General features: G+C 32.5%; 17 protein-coding genes. 2 read left to right on the top strand and 15 right to left on the bottom strand.

What is annotated here, in order from left to right; genetic code table 11:
* Positions 1–62: 62 nt before the first annotated feature.
* Positions 63–1859, top strand: a complete 1797-nt coding sequence (locus BVI01S_RS01685; protein ID WP_061808980.1) for an AAA family ATPase — start codon at positions 63–65, stop codon at positions 1857–1859.
* Positions 1856–2752, top strand: coding sequence for an HNH endonuclease (locus tag BVI01S_RS01680; RefSeq protein ID WP_061808979.1), 897 nt, complete (start codon positions 1856–1858; stop codon positions 2750–2752). Before BVI01S_RS01685 ends, BVI01S_RS01680 begins: the two co-directional genes overlap by 4 nt.
* A 440-nt stretch (positions 2753–3192) precedes the next feature.
* On the opposite strand, the gene BVI01S_RS01675 is transcribed toward BVI01S_RS01680, so the two are convergent.
* The 15 genes from BVI01S_RS01675 to BVI01S_RS01605 form a co-directional block, all read right to left on the bottom strand.
* Positions 3193–4359 (bottom strand): nucleotide sugar dehydrogenase, encoded by a 1167-nt coding sequence (locus tag BVI01S_RS01675; protein ID WP_061808978.1) that lies wholly within the window; start codon positions 4357–4359, stop codon positions 3193–3195.
* 63 nt (positions 4360–4422) lie between these two features.
* Entirely contained in the window at positions 4423–5448 is a 1026-nt protein-coding gene (gene rfbB, locus BVI01S_RS01670) for a dTDP-glucose 4,6-dehydratase (protein ID WP_061808977.1), read from the bottom strand.
* The gene (gene rfbD, locus BVI01S_RS01665; RefSeq protein WP_061808976.1) at positions 5449–6303 is read right to left on the bottom strand and encodes a dTDP-4-dehydrorhamnose reductase; all 855 of its coding nucleotides are present in this window, start codon (positions 6301–6303) and stop codon (positions 5449–5451) included. It lies immediately after the preceding gene.
* A gap of 4 nt (positions 6304–6307) precedes the next feature.
* A complete protein-coding gene (rfbC, locus tag BVI01S_RS01660) occupies positions 6308–6868 on the bottom strand; it encodes a dTDP-4-dehydrorhamnose 3,5-epimerase (RefSeq protein WP_061809052.1) in 561 nt (186 codons plus the stop codon).
* Between the two features lie 23 nt (positions 6869–6891).
* The gene (gene rfbA / locus BVI01S_RS01655; RefSeq protein WP_061808975.1) at positions 6892–7770 is read right to left on the bottom strand and encodes a glucose-1-phosphate thymidylyltransferase RfbA; all 879 of its coding nucleotides are present in this window, start codon (positions 7768–7770) and stop codon (positions 6892–6894) included.
* Positions 7771–7907: 137 nt separating this feature from the next.
* Positions 7908–9422 carry a murein biosynthesis integral membrane protein MurJ gene (gene murJ / locus BVI01S_RS01650; protein ID WP_061808974.1) on the bottom strand — a complete coding sequence of 505 codons (1515 nt, stop codon included), beginning with the start codon at positions 9420–9422 and terminating at the stop codon, positions 7908–7910.
* Complete coding sequence (locus BVI01S_RS01645) at positions 9419–10738, bottom strand: O-antigen polymerase (RefSeq protein ID WP_061808973.1); 1320 nt, start codon at positions 10736–10738, stop codon at positions 9419–9421. Before BVI01S_RS01645 ends, murJ begins: the two co-directional genes overlap by 4 nt.
* Positions 10739–11716: a glycosyltransferase family 2 protein gene (locus tag BVI01S_RS01640; RefSeq protein WP_061808972.1), complete on the bottom strand. Its 978-nt coding sequence runs from the start codon at positions 11714–11716 to the stop codon at positions 10739–10741. It abuts the gene before it with no gap.
* A gap of 22 nt (positions 11717–11738) precedes the next feature.
* Positions 11739–12551 carry a glycosyltransferase family 2 protein gene (locus tag BVI01S_RS01635; RefSeq protein WP_061808971.1) on the bottom strand — a complete coding sequence of 271 codons (813 nt, stop codon included), beginning with the start codon at positions 12549–12551 and terminating at the stop codon, positions 11739–11741.
* 72 nt (positions 12552–12623) lie between these two features.
* Positions 12624–13424, bottom strand: a complete 801-nt coding sequence (locus tag BVI01S_RS01630) for a glycosyltransferase family 2 protein (protein ID WP_061808970.1) — start codon at positions 13422–13424, stop codon at positions 12624–12626.
* Positions 13411–14331, bottom strand: coding sequence for a transketolase family protein (locus BVI01S_RS01625; RefSeq protein ID WP_061808969.1), 921 nt, complete (start codon positions 14329–14331; stop codon positions 13411–13413). The genes BVI01S_RS01630 and BVI01S_RS01625 overlap by 14 nt, the downstream gene beginning before the upstream one ends.
* Complete coding sequence (locus BVI01S_RS01620) at positions 14328–15185, bottom strand: transketolase (RefSeq protein WP_061808968.1); 858 nt, start codon at positions 15183–15185, stop codon at positions 14328–14330. Before BVI01S_RS01620 ends, BVI01S_RS01625 begins: the two co-directional genes overlap by 4 nt.
* Positions 15182–16135 (bottom strand): aldo/keto reductase, encoded by a 954-nt coding sequence (locus BVI01S_RS01615; protein WP_082804619.1) that lies wholly within the window; start codon positions 16133–16135, stop codon positions 15182–15184. Before BVI01S_RS01615 ends, BVI01S_RS01620 begins: the two co-directional genes overlap by 4 nt.
* Before the next feature lie 11 nt (positions 16136–16146).
* On the bottom strand, positions 16147–16845 hold the full coding sequence (locus BVI01S_RS01610; RefSeq protein WP_082804618.1) for a sugar transferase: 699 nt from the start codon (positions 16843–16845) through the stop codon (positions 16147–16149).
* Positions 16846–17194: 349 nt separating this feature from the next.
* Positions 17195–17569 carry a type II secretion system protein gene (locus BVI01S_RS01605; RefSeq protein ID WP_061808967.1) on the bottom strand — a complete coding sequence of 125 codons (375 nt, stop codon included), beginning with the start codon at positions 17567–17569 and terminating at the stop codon, positions 17195–17197.
* Positions 17570–17627 lie beyond the last annotated feature (58 nt).

Raw genomic sequence — 17627 nt, 5'->3', positions numbered from 1 at the left:
TAGTACTATGGAACAATCGCTTACTGCCCCTTAATTACAAATGTTAGAAAGGTTGAAACAGAATGAAGTTAATATATTGTTATATTCAAAATTTCAGAGGAATAAAGAACTTAGAACTAAATTTATCTAGTACGCACGATGTGACTACCGAAGTTGTTAATGGGAAGATACACTTACTAATTACAAAACAGCCTAAATGTGTTGTAATTCTTCCCGATTATATATCTGATGTTTCTTTGTTGATAGGAAAGAATGGGACAGGTAAAACGAGAATTCTGGACCTACTATCCATGAATAGAAAAAGCGTAGATGACGAAGATGAACGAAAATCTTCATATTTTATGATCTATCATGTTGAAGCTGATACATACTATATAGAAGGAAATAGCGAAGCATTAATGAAAAAAATAAACTTAATAGGAAAATTTGAAACAAGTATTCAGCATGGTGATATTTATCGATCCTGTTTATTTAAAAATACTGTAAAAGGGAATATTCTATTAGCGAATCGACCAAAAGAGGCATCCGGAAACTCCATCATCTACTTAAAAAACACGTTTTATTCTAGTGCAATGGATCATGAGCAACCGAGTGATATTTTGGTGTCTAGAAAAATCGTTAATATCAACCGAATTGGTTACTACCATAAATATTCACTTATTAATTATCTAAAAAAGAGGGAAGGAGAGAGTAATAAACTATTTAATAATATCGAGAAAACTATGTTTTCCATACAAGATAACCTTGGATTTACAAAAGTATTTAAGGAACTGAGGGAAATTGTAGATTTCCTACAGAATCCCAACATGATAAAAAGGATAGGAATTAAATATACCTACTTAATTGGATATGTATTAAAAGTATTGATCTTATATATTACAAGGGCATCCAATGAAAATAAGAGCTATGGGCAAACGAATACTAAGGAGAATAGCGGCCATTCTCTCTTGGGACATAAGGTGAAAAACATAGATACAAGCTTGTCTGGTGAAGAAATTTTGAGGTCATTAGTGGAACTTTTCAAGGAGCAATTTGTAGAGCTTGATGTAGGAAAGAAGCTTAGTCTTTCTTCGAATTTCTTAGAAGAATTCAACCATTATATATCTAAACTCATTACATTAAATGAAGAATATTTCACTATGAAAGGAATAGAAATACCCATGTTTGTAGAAAACAAACCGTTCTCTTCATTTCTTCAATGGTTAGATACACTTAATCCTAATTTTATAGATGACTTTAAATTAAATATATCCACTGGTCATCTGAGTGCAGGGGAAGAAACATTTTTAAATCTTTTTACATCCATTTATTCTACACAAGCTGATAGCGGGGACATGATCATTTTATTAGATGAACCGGATTCTTTTATGCATCCTGAATGGTGCAGGAGGCTCATGAATGAGTTATTTCACTTTATAGATGAGCTAACCCTGAACAAGAATCAACGCTATCAGATCATATTATCCACACACTCGCCTTTCTTATCATCAGACTTACCCAGTAATAATGTTATTCCTTTGGATTACCACAATGGGGACATCATTATTAAAAAAAATGGAGAGGAAACCTTCGCCAATAATATCCACAAACTTCTATTTAATAAATTTTTCTTAAAGTCAACTATTGGTGAATTCGCTTCTGAAATCATTGATAAAAGAGTTATTAAGAAACTTAATAGTGGTCGTCAGTTGGATGAGCAGGAGATAAACGAAACTCTCCAAATCATTAAACTTATAGGCGAACCGGTATTAAGAAAAAAATTACTTGACATGTTTATACCACTTATAGAAAATCCGATAGAGCAAGAGATATTAATTTACGAAGAAAAATTAAAGGAGTTGAAAAAAAGAAGAAAATGATATCAATCAAAAATAAGGATTTAGACTCCATAGCCCATAAACATTACGAGGCAGTTAAAGAACACCTGGATAAAGAATACAGAGGAATAAATTATTATAACGAAATTGATAATTGGTTTAAGAAAAGCCATTTTAACATTAGCTTTAAAACTGTTTTACTAGCAGATGTTCCAACAATGAGAAAGATTAAGAATAAATACAAACAAAAAAAGTATCCTGATTTCATAGAAAAGTTGGTACGGGTTTATAAAAACAATTTTTCTCCTAAAGATAGCTACCTAGGGAGTAACCACTATAATTCATTAGAATTAGCCAAAACACTGGGGGTAAATACTTGTCCCTATTGTAATCGTAACTATATCAATTCCATTACATATGGAAGTAAAGGCCATCGTCGAACTTGTCAATTCGATCACTTTTTCCCGAAAGACAAATATCCTTTCTTAGCTTTATCTTTTTATAACCTTATTCCCGCTTGTTATAGTTGTAATCATATAAAACATAATAATGGCATTTCTGTATCTCCCTACGAAAATGGTGTTGAAAACATGATAAAGTTTGAATATAAACTAAAGGCAGCACAAGGGATTTTTGATCCTGAATTTCTAGAAATCAATCTAAAGTCCCTCGATAAAAGAATTGAAAGAAATATTGATGTACTGAGATTAAATGATAAATATTCTTTTCACACTAAGGATGCACAAGATATACTATTAAAAGCCATCATGTTTAATGACAGTCAAATTGACGAGTACATAGATAAATATGGAAATCTATTTAATAAAAATGAAATGATTGATTTAATCTACGGGACAGATCTTAACACAGGAAATTATTTAGTAAAACCTATTTCAAAATTAAGAACAGATATTTTCTCTCAAAGAAGTTGGTAGTTTTTATCATTTTAGATTAAATATGTATTGGATGTGAAGAGTCGAGTAAACTTGACAGTTTTTCTCGATTAGATTCTAGGCTTTTGCTAGTTCAACCTATTATTTAATTAGAAAGTATATCTTCTGGTTTTTTCAATAATTCAAATCTAAACATCCAATTCTCATCATTAATGGGACAAAGGTGCTTCTCCTGTTCCTCCTAAAAGTGTGTAGTACAAAAACGGTAGCCCATATAAAAGGCTCCCTGATCATTGTATTTGTCAATTTTGATTTGAGCCAGAGCGATCACTTCAAAAGTGAGCCACTTCTTCCTAAGTTATTACTATATTTGTGGGAGGCATATGGGGGGAGTGACCCAATTTCCACCCCTATTTACATAATAATTCAACAAAACAAATATACCCGCCGAGCTTTATGCCCAACGGGTAATTTAATTTTATCTAGTCCCTACTAAATAAATCCCTAGTATATACCTTATCCTCTACTTCACGTAAATCATCTGATAATCGATTCGCAACAATAACATCTGATGCTCTCTTAAATTCTTCGAAGTCATTAATCACTCTAGAATTATAGAATGTGTTATCTTGAAGTGCTGGCTCATACACAACTACCTCAATGCCCTTAGCTTTCAGACGCTTCATCACACCTTGAATAGCTGACTGCCTAAAATTATCAGAATCCATTTTCATAGTCAGACGGTAAATCCCCACAACTTTAGGCTTTCTGCTAATTATCATCTCCGCAACATGATCTTTCCTTGTTCGGTTGGCATCTACTATTGCTGCCATGATATTATTTGGAACATCTTCATAATTAGCTAGTAGTTGCTTTGTATCTTTAGGAAGGCAGTACCCACCGTATCCAAATGAAGGATTATTATAATGTGTGCCTATCCTTGGATCTAATCCAACTCCATCAATAATCTGCTTAGTGTCCAATCCTCTTACTTCTGCATAGGAGTCAAGCTCATTAAAGAAAGCTACTCTCATTGCTAAATAAGTATTTGCGAATAGTTTAATAGCTTCTGCTTCTGTTGAATTAGTAAACAACACATCTATATTTTCTTTTAGAGCACTTTCAACTAATAACTCTGCAAAAATCTTTGCCCTTTCAGACTGTTCACCAACAACAATTCTTGAAGGGTACAAGTTATCATACAATGCTTTACCTTCTCTTAAGAATTCTGGTGAAAAGATAATATTCTCAGTCTCAAACTTTTCTCGAACTGCTTCTGTATAACCCACCGGAACGGTCGATTTTATAACCATAACAGCATCTGGATTTATAGATAAAACGTTGGCAATAACTGCTTCTACAGTCCTTGTATTGAAATAATTTCTTTCCGGATCATAGTTGGTAGGTGTAGAAATAATTACATATTCAGCATCTTTATATGCTTTATAATTGTCCGTTGTCGCAGTTAAGTTTAATTCTTTTGTTGCTAGGAATTCTTCAATCTCATTATCTATTATCGGAGACCTTTTGTTATTAATCATATCCACTTTTTCCTGGATAATATCAAGGGCTATTACTTCATTATGTTGGGCAAGTAATATTGCATTAGATAATCCTACATAGCCCGTTCCAGCGATCGTAATTTTCATATGAACATTACCTCTTCCAAAGTTTCGATACCTCTTACCTAAGCCATATTTAGATTATGACCTCTATTTATTTACGGTATATTGCTTGTCAAAATATTTCTGATAATCTCCACTAATAATTTGCTCCCACCATTCTGTGTTATCAAGGTACCATTGAATAGTTTGAGCAATTCCAGTTTCAAAAGTGTAAGTCGGTTTCCATCCTAAGTTTTCTAACTTAGTAGGATCGATTGCATAACGCTTATCATGTCCTAAACGATCCTTAACGAACTCTATTAACTCTTCAGATTTACCTAGCGTTTTAATAATCGTCTTAACAACCTCTAAATTTGTTTTCTCATTATGACCACCAACATTATATACTTCTCCGTTTACCCCTTCATGCATAACTAAATTAATCGCAGCACAATGGTCATTCACATGTAACCAATCACGGATGTTTTTCCCATCGCCATACACTGGTACCTTTTGTTCGTTTAAGACACGAGAAATTGTTAATGGAATTAATTTTTCCGGGAAGTGATACGGTCCATAATTATTAGAACAACGAGTAATGCTGACTGGTAATCCATATGTTTCGTGGTATGCCCTAACTAGTAAATCAGATGATGCTTTGCTTGCACTATACGGACTGTTGGGCTGTAATGGTGTTTCTTCTGTGAAAAATGTACTTGGATCAAAATCTAACTCACCATACACTTCATCTGTCGAGACATGTACAAATTTTGTTACTTCAACTGCTCTTGCCGCATCTAACAAAATTTGCGTACCAAGTACATTTGTTTGAACGAAGATCCCTGGGTCAGTAATGGAACGATCAACATGACTCTCTGCAGCAAAATGGACAACATATTCAAACTTCTCTTTTTCAAACAGAGCCATTATTGTTTCACGTTCAGCAATATCCGCTTTTACAAAGTAATAATTGTCTTTTGTTTCAATATGTTTATGCTTTGTTAAATCCCCTGCATAAGTTAATAAATCTAAATTATATATGTCATATTGAGGATACTTGTCCACCATATATTGAACAAAATTACCACCAATAAAACCTGCACCACCTGTTACGAGAATCTTCTTTCTGGACATTTATTTCACCTCTTGTTTTATTTCATTTAAATAATGTTCTAGTGCATCTTGCCATTTTGGTAAGGGACGAAAGCCATTTTCGATCAGCTTTTGCTTTGACATCCGTGAATTTTTTGGACGAACGGCACGAGTTGGATACTCTTCAGTAGAAATTGAATTAACTATCACATCTGCATTAGCTTGTCTGAATATTTCTTGAGCAAACTCTGCCCAACTACAAAAACCTTCGTTTGAAGCATGATAAACTCCATATTTTTCAGTTTGGATCATTTCAATAATTAATCGAGCTAAATCGAATGTATAAGTAGGGGAACCCACTTGGTCGCCTACAACATTTAATTCATTTCGTGTTTCTGCTAATTTAAGCATTGTTTTAACAAAGTTATTTCCATTTATACCAAAAACCCATGAAATACGTACGATAAAACAGCGATCTAACAGTTGTTTTACTACTTTTTCACCTTCATATTTTGTCAATCCATAATATCCAATAGGATTTGTTTTATCCGTTTCTCGGAATGGTGATTCTCCTTCTCCGTTAAACACATAATCAGTACTTATATATAAAAACTTTGCATCTATATCTCTTGCTGCTTTAGCTAAGTGCTTTGTTCCTTCAACATTTATATCCCAGCATTTACTTTTATCATCCTCTGCTTTATCAACTGCTGTATAGGCAGCACAGTGAATAATTGCATCAGGATTCATTTCTTTAACGTAATGAGTAACTGCAGCTTCGTTCGTAATATCTAAATCCTTGGAGCCTATTCCCACCATGTTCAATCCAATTTTCAAACCACTTTGTACGACATCGTAACCTAACTGACCAGTATATCCAGTTACTAACACTTTCATATAACTACTCCCCATAACTGAAGTTATTCTCAGCATTATTTAATGTCGGTGCCTTTTCATCTTTTCCTGATAGTATAGGGTCTATATCCATAGGCCATTTGATTCCAATTGTAGGATCATCCCAAATAATGCCACGATCGCATTCTGGAGCATAAAGCTCATCCACTTTATATTGCACTTCTACATTTTCAGTTAAGGTCATAAACCCGTGAGCAAATCCTTTTGGAATTAATAATTGCTTTTTATTTTGTTCTGTCAATTCAATCCCAAACCACTGTCCATAAGTAGGGCTACCTTTTCGAATATCTACAGCAACATCATAAATTGCCCCCCTAGTACAACGTACCAATTTCGTTTGGGCTTTTGGATCAAGTTGGTAATGTAATCCTCTTAAAGTACCCTTAGCCGCTGAAAATGATTGATTATCTTGAACAAATTTAATATTTATTCCAGCTTTTAACAAATTTGCCTCATTATATGTCTCCATAAACCAGCCACGATGGTCACCAAATACGTTTGGCTCAACTATAACGACACCATCTAGATTAGTTTTTGTAAGTTTCATCATTCTTTCACTTCTTTCGATTCTTAATATTTTATTTCTCCATTTGCAACTTTCATTAAATATTGACCATATCCTGTTTTGCTAAGTTTTTCACCACAATCCCATAACTGTTCCTTTGTAATCCAGCCATTAATAAATGCAACTTCTTCTGGAGCAGCAATCTTAATCCCTTGATGCTCTTCAACTGTTTTAACAAAATTTGTTGCCTCAACTAAGCTTTGATGTGTTCCAGTATCTAACCAAGTAAACCCTCTGCCTAATAATTCCACATCCAAATCTCCTAGTTTTAAATACGCTTCATTTATAGAGGTGATTTCGAGTTCACCTCGTGCAGATGGTTTTACATTTTTTGCAATGTCAACCACACGGTTATCATAAAAATACAAACCAGTAATAGCATAATTAGATTTGGGAATTTCTGGTTTTTCTTCCACGCTTATTACCTTTCCATTCTCATCAAACTCGACAACCCCAAAACGTTGAGGGTCTTGTACATGATACCCAAAAACGGTAGCACCATTTTCTTTATTTGCTGCACGTTGAAGTATTTTCCTCATACCACTTCCGTAATAGATGTTGTCACCTAATACCATAGCAACGGAATCAGCACCAATAAATTCTTCACCAATTAAAAAAGCCTGAGCTAATCCATCAGGGCTCGGCTGCACTTTATACTCAAGATTTATACCAAATTGTGACCCATTCCCGAGTAAAGCCTCAAATCGTGGTGTGTCTTCAGGTGTTGAAATAATTAATATATCCTGGATGCCTGCAAGCATTAAAGTTGATAGTGGATAGTAAATCATTGGCTTATCATATACTGGTAATAATTGTTTGCTTGTTACCATTGTTAATGGGTAGAGGCGAGTACCGCTACCTCCTGCTAAAATAATTCCTTTCATTACATGACCTCCGTATACCTAATTTCGTTTTATTACTAAATATATATAATATCAAGTTATCTATTTTGGAATTTCAAACACAGAAACTCAGATACCATAGGAATTACATATTCAATGCATTTATAGTTTATATGCGGTTAACCCTTTTTCTTAGTCCTTATAGAGTGAAATAATTCACTTACAATATCTATTTTCATAAAGTAAATAATAGTAATATAACTAACTACTCCAATTATTATAGAGATAACAAGAGAAAGGTTTTGAGACCAAAGTATCGATATTTTTTGAAAACAAAGCACAGAAATAATTGCCATTATAAAGGTAGCAATTAAAATCTTTATAAAAGAAAAAATAACCGTTTTTAAATTAAACGATCCAATTTTTCTTCGAAGGGTAATAAACATTAGAAAAGTAGCAAAAAATGCCGAAATACTAGTTGCTAATGCCAAGCCACCTATCCCCATGAACTTTGAAAGAATTAAATTTAATACAATATTTAATAACATCGCAATTGAGGAGTTTATCATGGGTGTTTTCGAATCTTTTAAAGATAAAAATACTCTTGCTAAAACCTCTCTAAGACCTATCGCTAATATACCAAAGGAATAATAAAATAAGGCATCTGATGTTAAAGTTATTGCTTGCTCATCAAAAGAACCCCTACCAAATAGCAGACTAATAATTGGTTTAGTGAAAACAACAAGCATTGCAACTATAGGAAGCACTAGTAACTGAATCGATACCAGTGCATTAGAAACTGACTTTTTTAGGTCATTGACTTTTCTTTCTATTGCCAGTTTTGATATCTTTGGAAATAAGACTGTTATTATAGATAACACAAAGATTCCTTGAACAAACCCATTAAGTTTGTTTGCATAATTTAGTGCCGAAACTCCCCCTATTACTATTTGGGACGCTAAAGTTCTATCTATTAAAGCATTAATTTGATCCATTGACACACCAATAATTACAGGAATTGCAATATTGATCATTTCTTTTACGTTAACGTCTCTAATATTTATCCTAAATTCATACTGAAATCCCTTTTTATATGCAAATCTTAACAAGATAAATAATTGTACCGCAATTGCCAAGACTGATCCAATTGCCAAAATTAATACATTGGTATTTGCACTTAATATAATCGAAATAATAATTATTAAATTAAGTGGTAAGCCTACTAGGACAGTTATACTATATTGGTTATTTACTTGAAGGAAACCAGTTAAAATATATATTAAGCACGAAAAGTATATTCCAATTAAACTAATTCTTGTAAAAGTAACTGTTAAATGTAATGTTTCTCCAACAAATCCCGATGCAAATATATTTATTAATTCAGAGGTGAAAATTTCGCTTAGTATAAATATTATAGATGTGATTATTAAAAATATATTAATAATATTATTAGTAAATTTTATACCTTCTCTATCTCCATGCAGATTCTTAATTCTAGTGTACAAAGGAATAAATGCGGTAGAAACACCAGCACCAATTACACCAAAAATAATCACTGGTATTGTACTCGAAATTATATAGGCATCACTAACATTAGATGCACCAAAGAAATATGCAAGTACAATTTCCCTAGCAAAACCAAATATTTTAGATAGAATTGTAAACAACATAAACAGTATTGCTGCTTTTCTCATTGAAAATTCCTCAAAGACTGTTCTGAACTATATTTTTTTAAATAGTCACTAGACTTAGATCGTGTAATTCTAAGTTTATTAATCAACTCAAAAATTAAAAAGAAGCCAATTAAATAAAACCAAAATGTATGCATATAAAAATATTCAAACCAGGACAGTGCTAATCCTGTCACGATTAATGCGTATCTGACGATTTGAATTGTCTTTCTTGTTTTTATAGTTCTATAGAAAAGGTAATAAATTATTATTGAAACTAAAGAATTAATAAACAAACCAATTATTGGTCCACAATATAAAACTAGTGTCCCTATAAACGTATTTGTATTTACGTTTACGTTTCCGTAATTAGGTATATAACCAACATTAACCCATATATTATTAATAGAATCAACCCTGTCAACTATGCCGAGTTTTGAAAATATATTTAACACTGGAGCATATACTGGATTGGGAATTCCTTGAAAACTATGATTTCCAATAACATTTACATTAAATGATTGCACTCCCGAAATTAGGTAAACATTTAGTTTTCCAAAAATATTTTCATAAGTTTCTTTTACAAATAACTTTTCAGTATCCCATACACCTATTTCAATAAGATATATTAAAAAAAACACTGCTATGGCCGAACCTACAATAGATAGTATATTTTTGGGTTTAACCTTTTTATTATATATAAACAGATTAGCAAGAATTCCTCCCAAAATTAAAATAAATGTTATACCTTTTACAAAAGTTAAAAGGTTAGGAATAAAACACAAGAAACCTAATAACAAAAACCTTTTATTATTTTTATTGGCTAATCCCCAAAAATAAACACTACCAATCATACAGATGAGGCGAAGATAAAAGTTAAATCCTGAAGAATATGTGCTCTGGAATTCTTCTTGAACTACCATCCCGGTATTTGGAAGACCCCTCATTTGAAATATAAAAAAGATTATGAGATAAGCAGCCACTACTATACTAATTATCTCAATTACTTTATTTTTAGTTCTTGTAGATTGGAGGGAATTATCGTATTTTATTTGAGTTTTTATCGAGTACTTTTTATAAAATGCTTCGAAAAAGTGAATAGAAAATGTACCAACGAAATAGAATGTAACTAAATACAGAAAAATATATATTAGAAAAACTACTGAAACAGGTTCCCAATTATAGATATTAGTAACTATAACTTGATATAATATGAGTACTAGGTACGGTACTGAGAATAAAATGAAGGGAGATAGAAATGTCTTATATTTTCTTTTTTCTACAAAAGTAAGACCCAAAATAGTTAATATTAAAATAAGAATTATTAATGTTGTTAACATTTATTTCACAACCTTCCTTGTAAATAAATAAACAACATCCCTGATTGCACCTCTTAGCCCGGTATAATACCTTTTATAATTTCCACGAAAAGTATTTGTCACTATAATTACTAATCCTTTAAGAAAATGAACATTACTCATTTTCCTCATATTATCCCAAAATGCAATACATTTGCTAATATCACTTTTCATTTCATTATCCAACTTCTCTGAGTTAAAATCATAAAATGTTTTATATCTATTATATCGAGTATTTCTCACATTATCTAAAATACTAATATTCTCGAAATATTTTTTTACCCTTTCAAAATAATTCACTTTTGTTGCGCCAATTACATTATTATCATGTTGTCTATATTCAATTAATGGTATCTTTATAGCTTTAACTGTTCCATACAAAGGGGCATTTATCGCCAACCAACCATCGTGAATCCAAGAATCTTGAAATGGTTTAACATTATTGAATAACTCACGTTTAATAGCCATAGTTGCACCAGTAACTATGCATCTATTTAAAAGGATATCTAGTAGATTACTATTTTTTAACATTTGATCTGAGAATTCTAAAGTATCCCACAAGTTAACCCCAAGCTTTTCTCTTTTACTATTTACTAAATATGCATCTGTAAAAGTCAACATACAAGTTTTGTCTTTTTCAAATTCACTTTTAATTAATTCAATCTTCTTGGTATTCCATATATCATCTTGATCACTCAAAAAGATAATATCACCTTTTGTCAACTCAATTGCTTTTTGGAAGTTTTTAATAACACCCTTATTAGTATTATTAACCTCGATTGTAAATTCAATCGTTGAATTTACAAGTATACCTTTTGCTAATTGAATTGTCCTGTCTGTTGAATTATCATCACAAATTACAATTTCATCGGGTTTTATACTCTGATTTAAAATACTTGTTATTTGCTCCTCAATATATCTTTCACCGTTATATGTGCAAAGTGCAACTGATACTTTCAAGGCAAGATCCTAACCTTTCAAATTAGATATTTTTTTTACGTAATTTCGTATAGTAGGTAATTACAGATTTTTTCAATTCACTACTTAAATTAAGATTTGCTAAGGACATTGACCCATCTTCCTTGTGAAGAACTTCTATATCCTTTGTGAGAACAGATTTCATATTATTTCTTTTTAATAAATGAGCAAGATGTGCTTCTTCAGCAAATAGAAACATATCTTCATCATAAGGTAGGCCTATCTTGGTTAATACATTTTTTGAAAAAATAACAAAACTCCCATGCAAAGCAAAAACATTTGTGTACCGCTTTTTTCTAAGTTTAAAAATCAATAAAAATGCTTCACGGATAAATTTATTAATTGCTATCCCTGAATAAAGAATTAATCTAGATTTATATTTGTAGCCTTTAAAAATGAACCATTCTGCTATAGGATTGTCCACAAACCAATATGGATTCTGATTTTTCCCTGAAATTGTTTTAATCAATGGACCTATTACATAATCCTTTTGGTTGGAAAGATAAGTGGTATCAAATTGTTTTATAATTACATCTGGATTTGAAATAATCAAATAGTCATATTTAAGATTTTTATTAGAGTATTCAATACCCCTATTATTACCATAACCATAGCCCTTATTTTCAATGTTAATAAAGTGTCCTTCGTATTTCGATGCTATTTCTGAACATCTTAGAAGACTGTCATTATCGTAATAATTGTTTACAATCACTACTTCTGCATTTATTTTATGACTTTTGATACTTAAAAGTAGTTCCTCAATATCGCTCGTATTGCGATAAACAACTATTACAAATACAAATCTAAGTTCTGTCATAGTATTAACTCCCTATAATTCAACCTCTATTAAACTTTACAAATTCAATAGAATAATTAATTTAATGAATGATCATAAATAATGTTTCTTAAAAGCATTTAACGCATAGCAAATTGAATAATAACTTGCACTAACGGGGTTAATACCCTCATTCTTGGTCTGTATCTTCCATACCTTTTTAATATTCTTAACTTTATTTGAAGATAGTGAATTGTTACTTTTTCTGTACTTAACAAATACTTCGTTTATTCCATAAGCATTTGTTCCATTACGCATTAATAACAACCATGTAGCATAGTCTTGCCCTGACCTGATTAATGGCATTTTAAAAGCTCCAGTTAAATTACGATCTACTACTACAGTTGATGTTGCAATCATAGTGTTTTTTAATAGAAATTTATAATTAACCATTTCTATAACATTTCTTTTATCCTTAATTAAATTATCGTTCTCATCAATCATCTCTATTGCCGTATAACAAATAGCTGCATTCTTTTGTTCCATTAATTCTAGTTGCTTTTCTATTTTTTTCGGATACCATAGATCATCACTATCTAAAAAAGCAACAAACCTACCTTTAGCTAAATCTATTGCTTTATTTCTAGCAACCGCAGCCCCCGAATTTTCCTCTAATCGATGGTATCTAATATTTTCATGTTTTGATAAATAATCCCTTATTAGTTCCTGTGAATTATCAGTTGAACAATCGTCTACTAATATTATTTCAATCTGTTCATATGTCTGATTTAATACTGAATCTAGTGTCTTAGTAATATATTTCCCTGAATTATATACTGGAGTAATAACGGATACTAGCTCATTCTCAAAAGGATGTTTCACCCCTACATCACATATCCCTTCACTTAATTTCATTTAACACTCTTTCTACAATTTCTCTGGCACTCATCCCATACATATCCCTCAAATACTTCTGAGACCCTACAATACTTGAATATTTATCATTCAGCCCTACCTTTAACACTCTTGCCTTAGTCCCAACTAATTCAGCTAAAACTTCTGAAACTGCACTTCCAAAACCGCCAATAATATTATGCTCCTCAACAGTAACAATAAGATCATAATATTTAGCACATTCTTCAATTGTTTCCCTATCTATTGGCTTAACAGTCGGAAATGTATATAATGCAGGCTTTATCCCATTTTCATTTAGAATTTCACTTGCTTCCATTGCTTCATCAAAAATAGCTCCTGTTGAAAATATCGCGATATTTTCTCCATCATTTATCTTAATTGCCTTTCCAATTTGAAAATCATCTATATTATCATGAATACGCTTTTCTCCACCTCTTCCAAGCCTTAAATAACAAGTACCTTGGTGTTCATAGATTGCTCTAGTGGCATATTCTGCTTCTACTAAATCTCCCGGTGCAAGAACCGTGACATCCGGCAATGCTCTCATAATTGCTAAATCTTCAGTAGCATGGTGGCTCATACCAAGTGAGCCGTAAACAAATCCTCCACCTACACACACAATTTTGACATTAGCATTATGATAGGCACAGTCATTTCTTATTTGTTCGATAGCTCTTAAAGTAGGAAAATTCCCAATAGAATAAGTGAATACAGTTTTTCCTTCTAATGCCATCCCTGCAGCAAAGCTTGTCATATTTTGTTCCGCTATTCCTGCATTTGTAAATTGTTCAGGTAATTGTTCCCAAAATGGCTTCAGAACTCCAAACCCTAGGTCACCAGTAATAAGGTGTACATTTTTATCATTCTTTGCTATATCAATTAAAGTTTTTACAAACGTATCCCTCATATTTTTTGCGCCTCCGATTCATACATATCTGAGATCCCCTCAGGCATTTGCTCCTTTAATTCAGCAACAGCCGAATCATATTCTTCCCCTTCATGCGGGAATCGATAATGCCAAAGTATATTGTTTTCCATAAATGAAATTCCTTTTCCTTTTATGGTATTAGCAATAATTACAGTAGGCTTGTTTTCTGAGGAGATAGCCTGATTATATGCGTCTCTTATTTCATCATGGCTATGACCATCTATATCAATAACATTCCAACCAAACGCTTTCCATTTATCCGCAAAAGGTGAAAGCTCGATTGTATTTTCGCAAAAATCTAAGCTTTGCATTTTATTATGATCTATAACTGCAACTAAATTGTTTAGTCTATAATGATTCGCCATTAATGCAGCTTCCCAAACAGATCCTTCATCGCATTCCCCATCACCTAAAATAACAAATACATTATGATTCTTTTGGTCTTTTTTTGCTCCATATGCCATACCTGCTGCTACTGACAACCCATGCCCAAGAGAACCCGTCGAAAACTCTACACCTGGAATCCCTTTATGAGAAACATGGCCAGACAGTCTACTACCATCAGCATAGTGTGTTTTTAATTCCTCAACATCAAAAAAGCCTTTTTCTGCTAGCGCAGCATATATTGCCGCACCTGCATGGCCTTTACTAAGAATAATTCTATCTCTTTCTGGCATTTTAGGATTTTGTGGATCTATGTTAGCAATATCGTTATAAAGTACTGCAATAATATCTGTTACAGATAAAATTGCTCCTATATGTGATCCTTTTGAAATATGAGTCATTTCAATTCCATGTCGTCTAATTTTCCAGGCTAGTTGTAAGCTATTCATTTTGCGACCTCCTTATCTTCTGATATTAGTAATAGTTCATTAATTTGTTCTGATGATAAATTCCACTCCATTGCTTCGAGGTTGGATAATAGCTGGTTAGGGTTTTTTATACCAGCCAATACAGCTGAATTAGGTATATGATCAAGAATAAAGCGTAAAGCAATTGAAGGTATTGATTTTCCTGTTTGCTCTGAAATTTTTCTCATCACACTAACTATTTCCAAGTTTTTCTTGAGTTTTTCACCATGGAAATTTATATAAATGTCTCTTGAACGTCTATCGTCAGAATCAAATTTTACATTACTATCATACTTTCCCGTTAATATCCCTTGGCCTAGACTTCCCCACGTTAATGGAGTCAGTTCGAGTTCATTTGATAGATTAAGTAAGTCCCCTTCGTTCTTTCTACAAGCTAAACTATATTCATCTTGAAAACTAACAAATTTCCCAATATGCGAGTTAAGCTCAGTTTTATCTTCTTGATGTATATTTGACAATCCATAATAACGAATGTACCCCTTGTTTTTTAAATCCTCTAACTTATAGATGACATCATTAATATTTGTTTTATTGTCCCTGTAATGGATTTGATATAGGTCAATGTAGTCAGTTCCTAATCTTTTCAAGCTGCCTTTAACTGCTTTTTCTATCCAATCTGGACTGTTGTCATAAAACGTCTTACCACTTTCAACACGCACACCGAATTTAGTAGCAACCACTACTTTATCTCTGTTATCTTTAATCGCTCTACCCAGTACCTCTTCCGATTTACCAAGCCCATAAGTATCAGCAGTATCAAAAAAATTTACGCCTTTATCTATTGCAGTATGAACCGCATTGACCAAATTATTCTCCGATACATCTCCCCATCCATGACCACCCATAGGACATCCACCCATACATAGCCTTGAAACTCTTAAATCTGAATTTTTCAAAGTAATATATTCCATAGAACACTCTCCTATTTATTTGCAATGTGTTTAAATGCTTTTTGAACGACTCTCCATACTGTGTTAAAAAACAGATAGACATCTGTCTTCATGGATACTGTTGCAGCATATTTAATACGTAGTTGATTCTTCTTTTTTAGAACAAACTTTTCATAGATCTCATCAGCATTATCTCCGCCAACTATTTCATCAAGATTAATAAACTCTATTGAACTATAATCTGTTATTCCTGGCCTAACCTTTAATATAAATTTTTCATTCCCACTGTATTGAGAAGTATATCTCACTAATTCAGGACGTGGACCAATGAAACTCATTTCCCCTTTAATAATGTTAAAAAGTTGAGTAATTTCATCCAGTTTTGTTTTCCGTAGAAAGTTCCCCACCTTTGTAATCCTAGCGTCATTTAATGCTGTTGTACCTCCACCAATCTTATCAGCATCCTTGACCATTGTACGAAACTTATAGATTTTGAAGTTCTTCCCATTATATCCGCCTCGATCAGCTTTATAAAGAATAGGAAAACCAGATTCGACTATTATAAATAGGGATACTATTAAATAAATCGGAAGTAAAATTATTAAGAATATAAATGCTAATACAACATCAAATATTCTTTTTATATATTTATTATATATACCGTTATAGCCCTTAATTTCTTCGGTCTTAAAAGATTCAACCTCAACATTTTTAATTAATGCAGTTTTCATATTAAAACTCCTTATCACAAGTTTTGTTTTAAAATTTAGTAGATTAGGACTTACTTAGAATCTTCCAAACTAAGACTCCAAACAACTTCTAAACCACTAAAATTGTTATCTATATCTGATACGCACCTCGTAATATCTATTCAATCTACCTAACAAATACGAAATAGATATTTACCTTTCTAGCACCATTTACCGAGTTTCTTACTATTATATATACCATTAAATCACTCTATAATTCTCACTAAAAGCTCCTCAAACCATTATCCCACAAGACTTTCACCTTGTTATCTAAGCTCGGTACTCAGTTCCCATCCACTATTCATTCCAGTAAAACATGCAAAAAGGTCCCTCACAAATAAGGAACCCCACCATCATCTCCAGAATCCTCTTCCTCATCAACTTCCTCACCATGCACACTACACTCAACATACCCATCCATATAATCAATCACTCCACCAACCGGACACAATTCAGAACCAAACTCCCTTAAGAATGCATGAAACACAACATCACTATGCTCAACACCCTTCAAAGCCAAATGACCCCCATACTGCTTCGCCAACTCCAACCGATTAGCAGCACAAACATCCGCTTCAGCTCTCTCCTTAGTACCACCCAAAGAAATCACAGCAATCGAAAAAACGATTCCCAGGATTACAATCACAGCCAATATTTCCACAAGAGTAAAACCTCTCTGGTCCCTGACAAGCCTTAAGTTCTTCAAAAACTCTTCACTCCCAACACTGATCCAATCACCAATGCTGTCTTAACAAAGAAGAAAC

Origin of the sequence: Rossellomorea vietnamensis NBRC 101237 (genome assembly GCF_001591825.1) — a bacterium.
Classification (GTDB): Bacteria; Bacillota; Bacilli; order Bacillales; family Bacillaceae_B; genus Rossellomorea; species Rossellomorea vietnamensis.
This window is presented reverse-complemented; position numbering and strand designations above follow the sequence as displayed.